The sequence below is a fragment of the Mycobacterium sp. 852014-52144_SCH5372336 genome, from assembly GCF_001665615.1.
In the GTDB taxonomy this organism is placed as follows: Bacteria; Actinomycetota; Actinomycetes; order Mycobacteriales; family Mycobacteriaceae; genus Mycobacterium; species Mycobacterium neumannii_A.
On the sequence record NZ_LZSW01000029.1, the window covers coordinates 1 to 15,796 of the forward strand.

Sequence of the window (15,796 nt, forward strand, 5' to 3'; positions counted from 1 at the left end):
GATGTGTATAAGAGACAGATCCACCGCCGCCGCCCTATGGCGCGCCCTCCCCTTACGGCGCTCCGCCCTCGTACGCGGGATACGGCGCACCCGGGTATGCCGACGGTTACGGCATGCCGCAGGACAAGACCAACGGTCTGGCGATCGGCTCGCTGGTGGCCTCGGCGATCGGCGTCCTCTGTGGTGTCGGCTCGCTGATCGGCATCGTGCTGGGCATCGTGGCGCTGAACCAGGTCAAGAACTCAGGCGAGGGCGGCCGCGGATTGGCGATCGCCGGCATTGCCGTCGGCGCGGCGACGCTGCTGCTCAACATCGTCTTCGGCATCGCCATGCTGAGCACCTGACCCAGTGAGCGGCGGCGACCAGGACGGGGTCGGGAACACCGGCAGGCCCGATCCGTTCGCACCGGTGGATTACCCCACCGATGCGGGGCTGCCGCCGCCGCTCGATACGCCGCCCTCACCGGGTTATCCGCCGCCCTATCCGGCTTCTCCTCCTAACCCTTATCAGGGCTACTACCCGCTCGGCAGTTACGGATACGACCCCTACCGGCCGATCCGTCCTGCGGGCACGAACGGGATGGCGATCGGCGCGTTGGTGTGCTCGCTCGTCGGGGTGTTCTGCTGCGGCGTGACGTGCATCGTCGGGGTGATCCTCGGTGTCATGGCGATGCGCGAAACCAAACGCACCGGACAGGACGGATTCGGAATTGCGTTGGCGGGCACGATCATCGGCGGGCTGGCGGTCGCAGGCTTCGTCGTCTACATACTGCTTTACCTGAGCCTGCTCGCCACCGGAGGGTTGTGGGCCTGAGCGTCACTGCGGCGGACGGAATGGCTCGCCTTGGCGCTGCATGCCTGCGGCGCGGCCCTTTCCGGCGATCACCAGGGCCATCTTCCGACTCGCCTCGTCGATCATCTCGTCGCCCAACATGGCCGCGCCCCTTGCCCCGCCTGCGCGCGAGGTGTGCCACTCGTAGGCCTCGAGAATCAGTTCGGCGTGGTCGTAATCCTTCTGCCGGGGACTGAAAATTTCGTTGCCCGCGACGATCTGGTCGGGGTGCAGCACCCATTTGCCGTCGTATCCGAGCGCCGCGGAACGGCCGGCGACGCGGCGGAAGCCGTCGACGTCGCGAATCTTCAGATAGGGACCGTCGATCGCGAGCACGCCGTGCGTCCGCGCCGCCACGAGAATGCGCATCAGCACGTGATGGTGCGCATCGCCGACGTCGTAGCCCTCCGGCTGCTCGCCGACCTCGAGCGTGCGCATGTTCAAGCTGGCCGCCATGTCGGCGGGTCCCAGCACCAGCGCCTGCACCCGGGGTGCGGCCGCGATCGCGTCAATGTTGGTGAGGCCCTGCGCATTCTCGATCTGCGCCTCGATACCGATGCGGCCGACCGGGAGGTCGTGGGTGGCCTCGAGTTGGCTCAGCAACAAGTGCAGCGCCTGGATGTGGGAGGCGTCGCTGACCTTGGGCAGGACCACGATGTCGAGTGCGGCACCGGCGGTCGCCACCACCTCGATGATGTCGGCGTAGGTCCACGGCGTCGTCCAGTCGTTGATCCGCACACCGCGCAGCTGACCGGCCCACCCCGGCTCCGCCAGAGCGGTCGCCACCCGGGTACGAGCCTCGGCTTTGGCCTCGGGCGCGACGGCGTCCTCGAGATCGAGGAACACCTCGTCAGCGGTCAGGGTTTTCGCCTTCTCGACCATTTTCGCGCTGCTCCCGGGAACGGAAAGGACCGTTCGGCGGGGTCGATACCGGTTTTCCACAACCACACTCTCTACCCTTTGATGCATGGCGGCGGTCAACAGGGTCTATGCGGCTCGTCTCGCGGGGATGGTGGTCTTGGGCCCCGACGGCGAATCCATCGGCCGTGTCCGTGATGTGGTGGTCAGCATCAGCCTGGTGCGCCAGCAACCCCGCGTACTCGGCTTGGTTGTCGAGATGCTCACGCGGCGAAGGATTTTCGTACCGATTCTGCGGGTGACGTCCATCGATCCCGGCGCGGTGACGCTTGCCACCGGCAGTGTGTCGTTGCGCCGGTTCGCCCAGCGTCCCGGTGAGGTGCTCGTGCTCGGGCAGGTGATCGAAACCCGCGTCCGAGTCGACGATCCGGACCTGCCGCAGCTGGCCAACGTCGATGTGATCGTCGTCGATCTCGGCATCGAGCAGACGCGCACCCGCGACTGGATGGTCACCAAGGTCGCAGTCCGCCCACACCGGCGCTTGGGCAGGCGCGCCAATGTGCACGTGGTGGACTGGCAGGACGTTCAGGGCCTGACACCGTCGGGTCTGGCGATGCCCGGCCAGGGCGTCGCGCAACTACTCGACCAGTTCGAGGGGCAGCGCGCCGTCGAGGTGGCCGAGGCGATCCGGGAGCTGCCTGCCAAGCGGCGCTACGAACTGGTCAACGCCTTCGACGACGAGCGGCTGGCCGACGTGCTGCAGGAGTTGCCCGAAGACGACCAACTCGACGTGCTCAGGAGGCTGCCGGCCGACCGCGCCACCGACGTCCTCGAGGCGATGGACCCCGACGACGCCGCCGACCTGCTCGGGTCGATGACGCCGACCGACGCCGAGCAGTTCCTTCGTCGCATGGACCCCGAGGATTCCGAGGATGTCCGTCGCCTGCTGGCGCACTCTCCCGACACCGCGGGCGGGTTGATGACATCCGAGCCCGTCGTGCTGGCCCCGGACACCACCGTCGCCGAAGCACTCGCGCGGGTCCGCGACCCGGACCTCACCCCGGCGTTGGCCTCGTTGGTGTTCGTCACCCGCCCCCCGACCGCCACGCCCACCGGTCACTACCTGGGTTGTGTGCACCTGCAGCGCCTGCTGCGCGAGCCGCCTGCCGATCTGGTCAGCGGCATCGTGGACACCGATCTGCCCAACCTGTCCCCCGACGACTCGCTGGGCGCGGTGACGCGCTACTTCGCCGCCTACAACCTGTTGTGTGGGCCGGTCGTCGACGAGGAGAGCCACCTGCTGGGCGCCGTGTCGGTCGACGACGTGCTCGACCATCTGCTGCCCCACGACTGGCGCGAGACCACCGAACCCGAGCTCACCGGCGCCGAAGGCACCTCATGAGCGACCGCAGCCGGCTCGATACGCCGCTGGCCACGCGGCGGCGGTTCTCGTTCAACGTCGATCCCGAGGCGGTCGGGAACGTCAGCGAGAACATCGCCCGGTTCCTGGGCACCGGGCGCTACTTGGCCTGGCAGACCATCCTCGTGATCGTCTGGATCACGTTGAACCTGTTCGCGGTCGGGCTGCGCTGGGACCCGTATCCGTTCATCCTGCTCAACCTGGCGTTCTCCACCCAGGCGGCCTACGCGGCACCGCTGATCCTGCTGGCGCAGAACCGTCAGGAAAACCGCGACCGCGTGTCACTGGACGAAGACCGTCGCCGCGCCCTGCAGACCAAGGCCGACACCGAATACCTGGCCCGCGAACTGGCCGCGCTGCGGTTGGCGATCGGCGAGGTGGTCACCCGCGACTACCTGCGCAGAGAACTCGACGAGATGCGCGAGATGCTGGCCTCCCTGCAGCACCCGGCTGGCGGATCGGACGACGACGAAGCTGGCCGGAGCGACCCGGGTGAGCGCCGGCCGAAAAAGTCGAGTGCAGGTGGCTAACGAATTGCTGTAACGCGGCGGTTATCTAGTAGGTATGGTGACTTGGTTCACAAGCGATCGCAAACATAGGACGGTTGAGTGCACATAAGGGGAGGAGCCGCCGCCCTCAAGGCCGTGCGGCGCCAAACGGGGCGTCTGCGGCGAATCCCGGGCCCTCACGTGCAGAAGCTGGCATCCGCCAACCGCATGCGCGCCGGCCTCGGCGTGGCCATCATCACCCCGATCATCCTGGCCGGCAGCGTCGGCGCCTCGGCGCCGTCCCCGCAGACCCCGACCTCGGATGCCGCGGTGACGCCACTGGCCGCTGTCGAACCGTCTCCGGGCGCCCGGTCGGGCGCATCGGTGGTCGCCGTCGCCAAGGAACCGATGGCCTTCCACATCGCCGCCTCGACGGTGTCGGCTCCCCCGCCCGCCGCAGTGGTGAATTCGCCTGGCGCACTGGGTATTCCCGGTATGGCCTTGTCGGCGTACCGGAACGCCGAGCGCATCATGGCGTCCGCTTACCCCGGCTGCGGCCTGAGCTGGAACCTGTTGGCCGGTATCGGGCGCATCGAGTCGATGCACGCCAACGGAGGCGCGACCGACGCCCGTGGCACGGCCATCCGCCCCATCTTCGGGCCCACGCTCGACGGCACTCTGCCCGGCAACGAGATCATCGTGCAGAGCCGCGTGGCCGACCGCGTCACCTACGCCCGCGCAATGGGACCGATGCAGTTCCTGCCGGGCACCTGGTCGCGGTACGCCTCCGACGGCGACGGCGACGGCAAGGCCGAAGTGCAGAACCTGTTCGACTCGTCACTGGCCGCCGCCCGCTATCTGTGCAGCGGCAACCTGAACCTGCGAGACCCGAACCACGTCATGTCGGCGATCCTGCGTTACAACAACTCGGTGGCCTACGCGCGCAATGTGCTGGGCTGGGCCGCGGCGTACGCGACGGGCGTCGTGCCGATGGATCTGCCTCCGATCACCGGATCGGTCCCGACGTTGGAAGACACCCCCGCCAACGTGCACCTCACCGATCTGAAGGAGTACCAGGGCCTCGGGCCGGGTCTGCCCCTCAACGCTCTGGGACTGCCAGAAGGCGATCCGTTGGCGTTGATGCCGTTGCTCGAGCGCGACTCGGTAGCCAGCCGGATGGGCAATATGCCGGGCTTCGTTCCTGGTCAGCGGCTCGGTCCCCTGCCAGGGCCGGCACCGCAAGCACCGGCGACGCCACAGGCCCCCGCGCAACCGCCGCCGTGGACACCGCCGTGGATGCAGCCACAACGGCCCGAGTGCGCGGTGTTCTGCATCGAGGACAACCCGGCGCCACCGCTGCAGCCGGCACTCGGTGGGCCACCGATAGCCAACCCGATGCTTCCGCCCGCACCGGCGCCGTTGGGGCCGCCCGCACCACTGGGTGCTCCGCAGCCTGGGCCCGCGCCGATCGGCGCACCGGCTCCCGTCGGCGCACCCGGTCCGGCTCCCGTCGGGGCACCCGCGCCAGGCCCGGCTCAAGCATCCGCACCCGGTCCGGCGGCACCCGCCCCTGGCCCGGCGGCCCAGCCGGGTCCGGCGCCGGGACCCGTCGGTTAAGCGCCGCCGTCGAGTCGGCCTAGACTCGACGGTGATGTCTCATTCACCCGCTGACCTGGAAACCGCGATCCGTCGCGCGCTGGCCAAGGTGATCGACCCCGAGCTGCGGCGGCCGATCACCGAGCTCGGCATGGTCAAGAACGTCACCGTCGAACGTGACGGGGCGGTCCATGTGGAGATCTACCTGACCACCGCCGCGTGCCCGAAGAAGACCGAGATCTCCGAACAGGTCAGCCGGGCCGTCGCCGACGTCCCGGGAACCGGTGCCGTGCGGGTCACCCTCGACGTGATGAACGACGAACAACGCACCGAACTGCGCAAACAACTGCGTGGTGATTCGCGCGAGCCCGTCATCCCGTTCGCCCAGCCCGGTTCGCTGACCCGCGTCTACGCGGTGGCCTCCGGTAAGGGTGGCGTCGGCAAGTCCAGCGTCACGGTGAACCTCGCCGCGGCCATGGCCGCGCGTGGCGTGTCGGTCGGAGTGCTCGACGCCGACATCTACGGGCACTCCGTTCCCCGCATGATGGGCATCACGGACCGGCCCACCCAGGTCGAGTCGATGATCGTTCCGCCGGTCGCCCACGACGTCCGGGTCATCTCCATCGCGATGTTCACCCAGGGCAACACCCCGGTGGTCTGGCGCGGCCCGATGCTGCACCGTGCGCTGCAGCAGTTCCTCGCCGACGTCTACTGGGGTGACCTCGACGTGCTGCTGCTCGACCTGCCGCCGGGCACCGGCGACGTCGCGATCTCGGTGGCCCAGCTGATTCCGGGCGCGGAGATCCTGGTGGTCACGACGCCCCAACTGGCCGCCGCCGAGGTGGCCGAGCGGGCAGGAGCGATCGCGCTGCAGACCCGTCAGCGCATCGTCGGCGTGGTGGAGAACATGGCCGGGCTGACGTTGCCCGACGGCACCACCATGCAGATCTTCGGCGAAGGCGGCGGCAAACAGGTCGCTGAGCGGTTGTCGCGCGCGATCGGCGCCGACGTGCCGTTGCTGGGCCAGGTGCCGCTGGACCCCGAACTGGTGACGGCAGGTGACTCCGGCGTCCCGCTGGTGCTCTCCGCACCGGACTCGGCGGCCGGTAAGGAGTTGCGCAGCGTCGCCGATGCCCTGTCGAGCCGCAAACGCGGACTGGCGGGCATGTCGCTGGGTTTGGACCCGGCCGGTCGATAACGGTCGCGTGTCCGAGCCCGAACTCCGTCACACCCTGTCCGACAAGGCGTTACAGTGCTGTTCGTGGGTAGGGCGATGTTAGCCAACGGGCGCGGCAAGTTGCTGGCGCTCGTTGCGTCCATCACGCTGTCCGTCGCCCTGTTCTACGCTCAGACCGCCGAACCCGCGGCACAGCATTCCGCCCCGCCCGCGGCCGGGCATCAGGATGCGCCTGCGGCCGCCCCCAGGGTCAACACACCCACCGAAGCGGAGTTGCTCGCGGCCAGCGCGCCCGTCGCCACGGCAGCGACCCCGTTCGCGTTGCCCGCCGGTATCACGCCCGAAAACGGGTTGCAGGTCAACACGATTCGGGTGGCCCGCGCGATCAGCGTGTTGTTCCCCGAAGTCAAGACGATCGGCGGATACCGCCAAGACCCGCTGCGGTGGCACCCGAACGGCCTGGCGATCGACGTGATGATCCCGAACCACGGCAGCGAAGCGGGCATCGCGCTCGGTAACCAGATCGCCGGGATCGCGTTGGCGAACGCGGAGCGCTGGGGTGTGATCCATGTGATCTGGCGGCAGGGCTTCTACCCGGGCGTCGGGGCACCCAGTTGGACGGCCGACTACGGCAACGAAACCGCTAACCACTTCGACCATGTCCACATCGCCACCAACGGCGGCGGATACCCGACCGGCGACGAGGACTATTTCATCTGAGCTCTCGCCGCTTTATGTGGCGTCGGTGTCGAACGGTGTCGTCGCGGGCGCTTGCGGTGCTGCGGGCGGAGCCGTCTGCGCAGGCGGCTCCGTCGAGGAGATCGGCTTATCGGCCTGCTTGCGGTCGAAGTTGCCGGTGAAGATCGAGTCGTCGCCGTCGAGCAGATGTTTGGTGAGCGCGGCGCGCGGCGTCATACCGCGCAACTTGTTGAGCTCGCTGAGCGGCTCGCGCAGGTCGTCGAACTCCGGTCCGAGGTCTTCCCGCAGTTGACTGGTGGCGCCGCTGATGTAGTCGCGGGCCTGCCGCAGCGCGCCCGTCGTCCACCGGATTGCGCCGGGTAGCCGCTCGGGTCCCAGGATCACCAGACCGGCGATCACCAGGATCAGCATCTCGCCCCAGCCGATATTGGCGAACATCGGCTATTTGGTGTCGGGACCCGGGTTGACGGTCAGCGTGACCCGCCGGCCGTCGCGCATCACCTCGATCGGTGCGTCCTGGCCGATCTTGAGCTGACGCACGGCGACGACGAACTCGTCGGCGTCGGCCACGGTGCGGTCCCCGACCTTGACCACGACGTCGTTCTCCAGGATTCCCGCCTTTTCCGCGGGGCTGCCGGCCTTCACGTTGGCCACCTGGGCGCCGGAGGCGATGTCGTTGCTGACCGAGCGGGCGGTCAGGCCCAGCGTCGGGTGGGCGATCTTGCCCTCGCGGATGAGCGAGTCGACGACCGTCTTGACCTCGTTGATCGGGATCGCGAACCCTAGCCCGCTGGCGCTGTCCGACAGCGACTTACCGGCGGTGTTGATGCCGATCACGTTGCCGTTCATGTCGATCAGGGGGCCGCCGGAGTTGCCGTGGTTGATCGGCGCATCGGTCTGCAGACCGTCGATGACGGTGTCGGTGTCGGAACCGTCGCCCGACAGCGGCACTGGGCGGTGCAGCGCGCTGATGATTCCGGCCGTGACGGTGCTGCGCAGACCCAGCGGGGCGCCCGCGGCGATCACCTCGTCGCCCACGCGTAGCTTGTCCGAGTCGCCCATCTGCGCCACGGTCAGGTTGTCGACGTTGTCGACCTTCAGCACGGCCAGGTCGGTCTTGGGGTCGCGGCCAACGAGGTTGGCGGGCACCTCTTTGCCGTCGTTGAAGACGATCTTCATCTTGTACTTGCTCGGGTTGTTGGCGGCCTCGGAGATGACGTGGTTGTTGGTGACGATGTACCCGCGTCCGTCGATGACGACGCCGGAGCCCTGCGAACCTTCCTGATCGCTGGTCGCCTCCACCGTGACCACCGAATCAGCTACGGCGGCAGCGACTTTGGCGATATGACCTTCGGGCGGCGGACCGCTGTCGGTGGTGTCGAGCGTGACCTTCGACGTGGTGAACGCCTCGACCACCTCGGCGGTCTTGCGGCCGACCCAGCCGCCTGCGAAGCCGATCACCAACGCGATGATGGCCAACATCGCCAGCGCGACGTAGGACACCCGGCCGCCGAACAGCACGTCTCGCACGCCCAACTTGCCCGTGGGGACATTCGCCGGGGGTCGCGGCGGCTCGTGGACGGCGGGGGCGCCAAGAGCGGCTGGCGCCGACGGATCCCGCCACGGGTCGGCTGCCAAGTCGGTGTCCTGATCCCGCTCGGCTTCGAGCGCGCCCGCGTCGGCGGGATGGCGCTGCAGCGAGTCGCCGCCGGGATGGGGCTTGCCGAACGCCTCGGCCAGCACCGGGTCGGGCGGCTGGTTGGTCGGCGTGAACTCGCCTTGGTCGCGATATTTGTCGAGGCCCACGAACGAACCCTCGACACCGTCGGGCCTGCCGAATGCGCGCTGCGCCGCCGGATCGACGGGCGGCCGCGAGACAGGGCGCGGTTCCAGGCGTTCACGCCCGGTCTGGTCGAGATTGGTCACCCGGTCATCACCCTCTGTGAAAGCGCCTGCGAATGCCGGCGCGGATCGCTGCTGGTCTTCGCACTTACCCTACCGGCGCTTGCGCCGAGAACGCTGTGTGCTGTCAGCAAACTGGGACTGCTGCGTCTCGACGGGCGGCTCCGGTGGAGCATGGTGCGGGATCTCGGACAACAGGCCCAGCAGCGAGCTCGGCATGGCGACCGGCCGGCACTCCCGCAACGCCGCGCGCGCTTGGCGCTGGGCCTCGACCTCGGCGGCGCACTGCGGGCACAGCGATAAGTGGTGGGCGGCGCGCAGATGCGGGGTCAGCCTCAGTTCACCGTCGACGAAGGCGGCGACGGCCTCGGTCGAGAGGTGCTCAGTGGAGCCGAACTCTCGCGGCCCGACGGGCGCGTCGCTCTGGGAGGCGAACTGAGAGGGCAACCACGAGAAGGCCCGGCGGAACACGTGTCCCGGGTCGACCATCGCCCCGCTCCTCTCGCTGCGTGTCACGGCGTCCATTCGAATGTAGCGCGGCGCGCTGTGCGGATGCCCGCGAACGTCAGGCCGTTTTGGCCGCGTCGCCGTTGCCAACCCCGGTCTCGCCGTGGTTGGCCAGGTAGTCGCGGAGCGCCTGCCGCCCGCGGTGGATGCGGCTGCGCACGGTGCCCAACTTGACGTCGAGCGTCGCGCCGATCTCCTCGTAGGACAGTCCCTCGATGTCGCACAGCACCACGGCGGCGCGAAACTCCGGCGGCAACGAATCCAGCGCGGCTTGCAGGTCAGGACCGAGCCGCGAGTCGTGGTAGATCTGCTCGGGGTTGGGATCGTCGGCCGGAACGCGGTCGTAGTCCTCGGGAAGCGCCTCCATACGGATGCGGCCGCGTCTACGCACCATGTCGAGGAACAAGTTGGTGGTGATGCGGTGCAGCCAGCCCTCGAACGTGCCGGGCTGATAGTTCTGCAGCGAGCGGAACACCCGGATGAACGTCTCCTGGGTGAGGTCCTCGGCGTCGTGCTGATTACCCGACAGACGGTAGGCCAGCCGGTACACCCGGTCGGCGTGCTGGCGTACCAGCTCGTCCCATGAGGGCATGGTCGATTTGTCGCCCGTGGCGTCGAACACCGCGGTGCCGGTCATTTCGTCGGAAGGCTCGACCCATTCCCCATCCGCGAACTGTTCGAGGTGGGACATCGAAGTCGGCGCCATCTTGATGGTGGTCGTCAGATCCTCCTGGTCACAGCCGCCATCACGGTGCGGCGGTTCGTTACTGCCCGCAACGCGGAGATCCGCATAGGTATTCCCTGGTTGGTCCCCTGGATGCCAGCGTCCGCCGTTTTCCATGGGACATACCGTCTCCGACCGTTCCGTGCCTGGCATATGAGCAAACTGAACATTTCCTGAGAAAGCTTTCCTACCCATTTTTGACCTGCGCGAACCCGCTGAAAATTCGCATGATCGGGTCGTCGCGAACGGGCGTGTCGCGATGCTGGCCCGCACCGGTTGGCTACGCTGCGGGCATGGCCGGCACCGACGACGTCATCGGACCGCACAGCCGTGCCGACTCCATCGTCTCGCACGCCGAGCAGTCGATCTCCGAGGACGCCATCGTCGCCGCGGCGCGCGAACGCGCCCTCGACATCGGCGCAGGCGCCGTCACCCCCGCGGTCGGCGCGCTGCTGTGCGTGTTCGCCAAGCTGACCTCCGCCAAGGCCGTCGTGGAGGTCGGGACCGGCGCCGGGGTCAGCGGACTGTGGCTGCTGTCGGGTATGCGCGAAGACGGCGTACTGACCACGATCGACGTCGAACCCGAGCATCAGCGCATCGCCAAGCAGGCGTTCACCGAGGCCGGGATCGGACCCGGGCGCAGCCGTCTGATCAGCGGGCGCGCCCAAGAAGTGCTGACCCGCCTCGCCGACGAGTCGTACGACCTGGTGTTCGTCGACGCCGATCCGCTGGATCAGCCGCAGTTCGTCGCCGAAGCCGTCCGGTTGCTGCGCCCGGGCGGGGCGATCGTGCTGCACCGCGCGGCGCTCGGGGGCCGGGCCGGCGACGCCACCGCCAACGACGCCGAGGTGGCGGCCGTGCGCGAGGCCACCCGGCTGATCGCCGAGGACGACCGGCTCACCCCGGTGTTGATCCCGCTGGGCGACGGCCTGCTCGCCGCCGCGCGCGACTGAAATCTCTCCGCTGTTCCCTCGGGTCGCCGAGTTCTGCGGTCGCCGAGTTCTGCGGTCGCCGAGTTCTGCACAGTGGTCGCGCTCGCCGCGCGATCGCGACCCTCATGCAGATCTCGGCGTGCTCTTTCATGCATCTTGACCACCGACTGAACGTGCGTTTAGTCTACTGAACGTGCGTTCAGCTTCGAACGATCTCACGGCCGTCGCCCGGATTCGCGATGCCGCGATCGACCAGTGGGGCCAGCACGGGTTCAACGTCGGCCTCCGAACCATCGCCGAGGCGGCGGGGGTGTCGGCCGCGCTGGTCATTCACCACTTCGGCTCCAAGGACGGACTGCGCAAGGCGTGCGACGACTTCATCGCCGACGAGATCCGCCAAGCCAAGACCGAGTCGATGCAAACCAGCGATCCGGCGACCTGGCTCGCCCAGATGGCCGAGATCGAGTCCTATGCGCCGTTGATGGCGTACCTGGTTCGCAGCATGCAGTCCGGCAGCGAGCTGGCGAAGTCGTTCTGGCGTCGCATGATCGACCAGGTCGAGCAGTACACCGACGAAGGCGTTCGATCGGGTGTACTCAAGCCGAGCCGTGACCCCCGCGCAAGGGCCCGGTACCTCGGGATGATCGGCGGAGGCGGCTTCTTGCTGTATCTGCAGCTGCACGACAATCCCACCGATCTGCGGGCCGTGTTGCGTGATTACAGCGAGGACATGGTGTTGCCCGCCCTCGAGCTCTACACCGAAGGGCTGATGGCCGACTCGACCATGTACGACGCGTTCCTCGCCCAGCGCGAGAAAGGCATCCCGTTCACCACCGGGGAAGAAGGAGATCGCGATGACGGCTCAGACAGCGCACCATCGGCGGCAGGCTGACTTCAACGGACCTGCCGTCGAAGTTCGCGGACTGACAAAGGCTTTCGGACGGACCAAGGCGCTCGACGGACTGGATTTGACGGTGGCGCCGGGACAGATCACCGGCTTTCTCGGCCCGAACGGCGCGGGCAAGTCGACCACAATCCGCGTGTTGCTCGGCCTGTTGCGGGCGGACAGCGGCACGGTGCGGCTGCTCGGCGGCGATCCCTGGCATGATGCGGTGGCACTGCACCGCCGGATCGCCTATGTGCCGGGCGATGTGACGTTGTGGCCCAACTTAACCGGGCTGCAGGCGATCGACTTCCTGGCCCGGCTGCGCGGCAACGGCGTGGACACGGCCCGGCGGGATCAGCTGATCGAGCGCTTCGAACTCGACCCGCACAAGAAGGCCCGTACCTACTCCAAGGGCAACCGGCAGAAGGTCGCCATCATCGCCGCGTTTTCCACCGCCGCCGAGCTCTACATCCTCGATGAGCCGACGTCTGGCCTGGATCCGTTGATGGAGAAGGCTTTTCAGGAGTGCGTGGGTGAAGTCGTCCAGCGCGGCGCTGCGGTGCTGTTGTCGAGCCACATCCTGGCCGAGGTCGAAAAGCTGTGTGACAGCGTCACGATCATCCGCGCCGGTCGCACCGTGCGCGCCGGCACCCTCGCGGAGCTGCGGCACCTGATGCGCACGACCGTGACCGCACGCACCCGCAACGACGGCCAGCGCCTTCGGGGCGAGCCGTTCGTCCACGACTTCGCGGTCACCGACGGGCACTACGTCTTCTCGGTCGACCGCAACGATCTTGACCGCGCGATGGGCATTCTGACCGAGCTCGGGATCCTCGACCTGACCGTCACACCGGCGTCTCTGGAAGACATGTTCCTGCGCGAGTATCGGGGGGTCGCGCGATGACGACGATGACGGTGTCCGCGCCGCGCACGCAACGGCATGGCCGTTCGAACGCCTGGACGGGCACCGCAGACCTGCTGCGCCTGGCTCTGCGCCGGGACCGGCTCCGGCTCAGCGTCTGGGTCGCCGTCCTGACGATGCTGATGGCCTATGCGCCCGCCGCGATGGAGCTGGCCTATCCCGAAGAGGCGCAGCGGCTCACGCGCGTGGATCTGCTGAGGACGCCCGCGGGAATGATGATGGGCGGACCCATGTTCGGGCGCAACGAGACCGACCTCGGCGCGATGATCGCGAACGAGATGATGCTGACGCTGATCGTCGCCACGTCGATTCTCGCGATCCTCACGGTGATTCGCCATACCCGGGCCGAAGAGGAAAGCGGCGCAGCCGAGTTGGTGCTGTCATCGGTCGTGGGCCGCTATGCGCGAACCGCAGCGGCACTGATCCTGGTCGGCGTGGTCAACGTGATGCTCACCGTGACGATGACGCTGGCGATGGCCGCGAGCGGCTTCTCGCTCATCGACACTGCGGCGATGTGTCTCGGCGTGACCGGGGTGGCCATGCTTTTCGGCTCCGTGGCCGCGGTGACCGCGCAGTTGTGGCGCCAGTCGCGTACGGCGTCCGGCGCGGCCATGGCCGTGCTGGCGGTCGCTGCGGTGGTCCGTGGAATCGGCGATGTGATCGACAATTCCGGCAGTGCGCTGAGTTGGTTCTCCCCGATCGCGTGGGCCCAACAGATGCGCGCGTTCGTCGATCTGCGGTGGTGGCCGTTGGCGCTGCTGATCGCGCTCACCGTCGCCCTCATCGCACTGGCTGCGGCGCTGGAGGGCAGGCGCCAGTACGACGCCGGTGTCATTCCGTCCACCGGTGAGCATCCCGACGCCCGCCCCATCAGGGGTGTGCTGGGTCTGCACCTGACGCTGCAGCGAGGTCAGACCGTCGGCTGGACCATCGGATTGTTCCTCGGCGGCCTGGCATTCGGGTCGATGACCAAATCCCTGCTCGACGCGGCCGAGACCAACGACGTGATCCGGCTGATGATGGCCCAGCAGGGCACCGACGGCGTGTACACCACGATGACCCAGTTCCTCGCGGCCGCGGCGAGCGCGTACGTCGTCGCCGCCGCGCTGCGGGTTCACACCGACGAGGGCAACGGCCTGGGGGAAGCCGTGCTGGCCGGAGCGGTGTCGCGATGGCGCTGGCTGACGACGGCCGTCGTATCGGCGGTGCTCGGTTCGGTGGTGCTGATGTTCGCCGCCGGACTCGGCAACGGGTTGGGCGCGGGACTCACGGTCGGCGAACCAAACACGGTGCTGCGCCTGACGCTCGCCGGCCTGGCCTTCGTTCCCGCACTGGGGGTGATGGCGTCCGTGGCGGCGGTGGCCGTCGCGATGCAGCGGCCCGTGCTGGGTTGGCTGGCGGTAGCGTTCGTCGTCACCGCGCTGTACCTCGGCCCGTTGTTGCGGTTGCCGCAGTGGCTGATCGACCTCTCTCCGATCGGACGCACGACCGCGCCGATCGACTATTCGGTGGCCACGCTCGTCCTTCTGGCGGTACTCGCCGCCGCCCTGACGTGGGTGGCCGGTGCGCTGTACCGGCACCGCGACGTGGTCTGAAAGGAGCAGACATGAAGACCGCTCTGCAGGTATTAGCGTCGGCCGCGTTCGGATTCGCGTTCTTCGCCGCGGCGCTGTTCTGGCCGGCCGGGACGTTCGACTATTGGCACGCTTGGGTTTTCATCGCGGTGTTCATCGTCGGCACGATGGGACCAACCATCTATCTCGTCATCAAGCGTCCCGACGCGTTGCGCAGGCGTATGAGGGCGGGCCCGTTCGCAGAAACCCGACCGGTACAGAGGGTCCTCATCGCGGGGATCGTCTTGATGGTGGTCGTCGTGCTGGTGGTCAGCGCACTGGACCATCGCTTTGGATGGTCGACAGTGCCGACGGCGGTGGTGGTGCTCGGCAATGTGCTGGTGTGGACGGGTCTGACGCTTTCTCAGCTCGTCATCATCCAAAACGATTATGCCGCAGCCACGATCACCGTGGAGTCGGGTCAGTCGCTGGTCTCGACCGGACTGTACGGCGTCGTGCGACACCCGATGTACGCCGGCACGCTGACCATGTTGCTCGGTACCCCGCTCGCGCTGGACTCGTACTGGGGACTGGCCGCCATCCTGCCCGTCCTGCTGCTGCTCGTCGCGCGCATCGACGACGAGGAGAAGATGCTGCGGCAGCAATTGGCCGGTTACAGCGCATACCTCGACCAGGTTCGGTATCGGCTGATACCTGGAGTGTGGTGACGGGAACCTTTGTCGAGCCATCGCATCCGGCGGAAGTTCTTAGTCGCAGAGAAGCGCGGATGGGATGCGCCGGTCGAGCCGTCTTGGCTGTGCAGCCCGCGTTGAGCTGCGGGAAGCGCTCGACGACAGCGATGTGACGGAATGTCAGTGCCTCAATTTATAAAGTTGGGTTCCGGTCCGCGCAATGAGTACTGACTGGTGATCACCGGAGATCTGAAAAGCAAGGTCCACCGCGTATGGGATGCCTTCTGGTGGGGGTATTTCACACCGATCGAACGAACGGCCATCATGTTCGACAGCGTCGGCCAGAAGATGCTTCCGTTCCTGCGCGGATTGGGCGGTGACGGGTCGACGTGCTCCGAGCACATGAGAGATGCCCGCTCCACCATCCCGAACCTGGCCATGCTGTCGCGCGTTGTGGACCTGATCGACGACATCCCGATGAAGATGAGCTGGTGATGAGATTTGTCCCCCGCATCAGCTAGACTCGCACATATGTGGCGCTCCACGTGTTTTCGTGGGCGCTTTCGTGCTGATCAGAGCTGATTTTTGTTGCGGTGCAGGGTTGTCGGT

Annotated in this window: 18 protein-coding genes; 13 read left to right on the forward strand and 5 right to left on the reverse strand. The window is 67.6% G+C overall.

What is annotated here, in order from left to right; genetic code table 11:
* The first annotated feature begins 113 nt into the window (after nucleotides 1-113).
* Nucleotides 114-344 (forward strand): DUF4190 domain-containing protein, encoded by a 231-nt coding sequence (locus A5759_RS05485; protein WP_068194904.1) that lies wholly within the window; start codon nucleotides 114-116, stop codon nucleotides 342-344.
* Between the two features lie 4 nt (nucleotides 345-348).
* On the forward strand, nucleotides 349-813 hold the full coding sequence (locus tag A5759_RS05490) for a DUF4190 domain-containing protein (RefSeq protein ID WP_082694006.1): 465 nt from the start codon (nucleotides 349-351) through the stop codon (nucleotides 811-813).
* Nucleotides 814-816: 3 nt separating this feature from the next.
* On the opposite strand, the gene A5759_RS05495 is transcribed toward A5759_RS05490, so the two are convergent.
* Nucleotides 817-1,773: a CoA ester lyase gene (locus A5759_RS05495; protein ID WP_094289138.1), complete on the reverse strand. Its 957-nt coding sequence runs from the start codon at nucleotides 1,771-1,773 to the stop codon at nucleotides 817-819.
* 25 nt (nucleotides 1,774-1,798) lie between these two features.
* On the opposite strand from A5759_RS05495, the gene A5759_RS05500 reads away from it, so the two are divergent.
* From A5759_RS05500 to A5759_RS05520, 5 genes are all read left to right on the forward strand, one after another.
* Nucleotides 1,799-3,091, forward strand: coding sequence for a magnesium transporter MgtE N-terminal domain-containing protein (locus tag A5759_RS05500; RefSeq protein ID WP_064396649.1), 1,293 nt, complete (start codon nucleotides 1,799-1,801; stop codon nucleotides 3,089-3,091).
* Nucleotides 3,088-3,639: a DUF1003 domain-containing protein gene (locus tag A5759_RS05505; RefSeq protein ID WP_064396651.1), complete on the forward strand. Its 552-nt coding sequence runs from the start codon at nucleotides 3,088-3,090 to the stop codon at nucleotides 3,637-3,639. Before A5759_RS05500 ends, A5759_RS05505 begins: the two co-directional genes overlap by 4 nt.
* A 186-nt stretch (nucleotides 3,640-3,825) precedes the next feature.
* Entirely contained in the window at nucleotides 3,826-5,214 is a 1,389-nt protein-coding gene (locus A5759_RS05510) for a lytic transglycosylase domain-containing protein (protein ID WP_066847626.1), read from the forward strand.
* Nucleotides 5,215-5,248: 34 nt separating this feature from the next.
* Entirely contained in the window at nucleotides 5,249-6,391 is a 1,143-nt protein-coding gene (locus A5759_RS05515; RefSeq protein ID WP_066847623.1) for an Mrp/NBP35 family ATP-binding protein, read from the forward strand.
* Between the two features lie 75 nt (nucleotides 6,392-6,466).
* A complete protein-coding gene (locus A5759_RS05520) occupies nucleotides 6,467-7,090 on the forward strand; it encodes a glycoside hydrolase (RefSeq protein ID WP_094289142.1) in 624 nt (207 codons plus the stop codon).
* A 12-nt stretch (nucleotides 7,091-7,102) separates the two neighbouring features.
* Here the strand turns inward: A5759_RS05520 and tatB are convergent, their stop codons facing one another.
* The 4 genes from tatB to sigE all read right to left on the reverse strand — a co-directional run bounded on the left by tatB (nucleotide 7,103) and on the right by sigE (nucleotide 10,319).
* Nucleotides 7,103-7,507 (reverse strand): Sec-independent protein translocase protein TatB, encoded by a 405-nt coding sequence (tatB, locus tag A5759_RS05525; protein ID WP_064396655.1) that lies wholly within the window; start codon nucleotides 7,505-7,507, stop codon nucleotides 7,103-7,105.
* Between the two features lie 3 nt (nucleotides 7,508-7,510).
* Complete coding sequence (locus A5759_RS05530; RefSeq protein ID WP_068194907.1) at nucleotides 7,511-8,995, reverse strand: S1C family serine protease; 1,485 nt, start codon at nucleotides 8,993-8,995, stop codon at nucleotides 7,511-7,513.
* Nucleotides 8,996-9,064: 69 nt separating this feature from the next.
* A complete protein-coding gene (gene rseA, locus A5759_RS05535) occupies nucleotides 9,065-9,460 on the reverse strand; it encodes an anti-sigma E factor RseA (RefSeq protein WP_064396719.1) in 396 nt (131 codons plus the stop codon).
* 76 nt (nucleotides 9,461-9,536) lie between these two features.
* Nucleotides 9,537-10,319, reverse strand: a complete 783-nt coding sequence (gene sigE / locus A5759_RS05540) for an RNA polymerase sigma factor SigE (RefSeq protein ID WP_064396658.1) — start codon at nucleotides 10,317-10,319, stop codon at nucleotides 9,537-9,539.
* Nucleotides 10,320-10,495: 176 nt separating this feature from the next.
* Between sigE and A5759_RS05545 the strand changes: the two genes are divergently transcribed.
* The 6 genes from A5759_RS05545 to A5759_RS05570 all read left to right on the forward strand — a co-directional run bounded on the left by A5759_RS05545 (nucleotide 10,496) and on the right by A5759_RS05570 (nucleotide 15,682).
* Nucleotides 10,496-11,155 (forward strand): O-methyltransferase, encoded by a 660-nt coding sequence (locus A5759_RS05545; RefSeq protein ID WP_064396721.1) that lies wholly within the window; start codon nucleotides 10,496-10,498, stop codon nucleotides 11,153-11,155.
* Between the two features lie 172 nt (nucleotides 11,156-11,327).
* Complete coding sequence (locus A5759_RS05550) at nucleotides 11,328-12,026, forward strand: TetR/AcrR family transcriptional regulator (RefSeq protein WP_064396660.1); 699 nt, start codon at nucleotides 11,328-11,330, stop codon at nucleotides 12,024-12,026.
* On the forward strand, nucleotides 11,989-12,924 hold the full coding sequence (locus A5759_RS05555; protein WP_064396662.1) for an ABC transporter ATP-binding protein: 936 nt from the start codon (nucleotides 11,989-11,991) through the stop codon (nucleotides 12,922-12,924). The genes A5759_RS05550 and A5759_RS05555 overlap by 38 nt, the downstream gene beginning before the upstream one ends.
* A complete protein-coding gene (locus tag A5759_RS05560; protein WP_064396663.1) occupies nucleotides 12,921-14,537 on the forward strand; it encodes an ABC transporter permease in 1,617 nt (538 codons plus the stop codon). The genes A5759_RS05555 and A5759_RS05560 overlap by 4 nt, the downstream gene beginning before the upstream one ends.
* Nucleotides 14,538-14,548: 11 nt before the next feature.
* Nucleotides 14,549-15,223: an isoprenylcysteine carboxylmethyltransferase family protein gene (locus A5759_RS05565; RefSeq protein WP_064396664.1), complete on the forward strand. Its 675-nt coding sequence runs from the start codon at nucleotides 14,549-14,551 to the stop codon at nucleotides 15,221-15,223.
* 198 nt (nucleotides 15,224-15,421) lie between these two features.
* The gene (locus A5759_RS05570) at nucleotides 15,422-15,682 is read left to right on the forward strand and encodes a hypothetical protein (RefSeq protein WP_064420206.1); all 261 of its coding nucleotides are present in this window, start codon (nucleotides 15,422-15,424) and stop codon (nucleotides 15,680-15,682) included.
* Nucleotides 15,683-15,796: the final 114 nt, after the last annotated feature.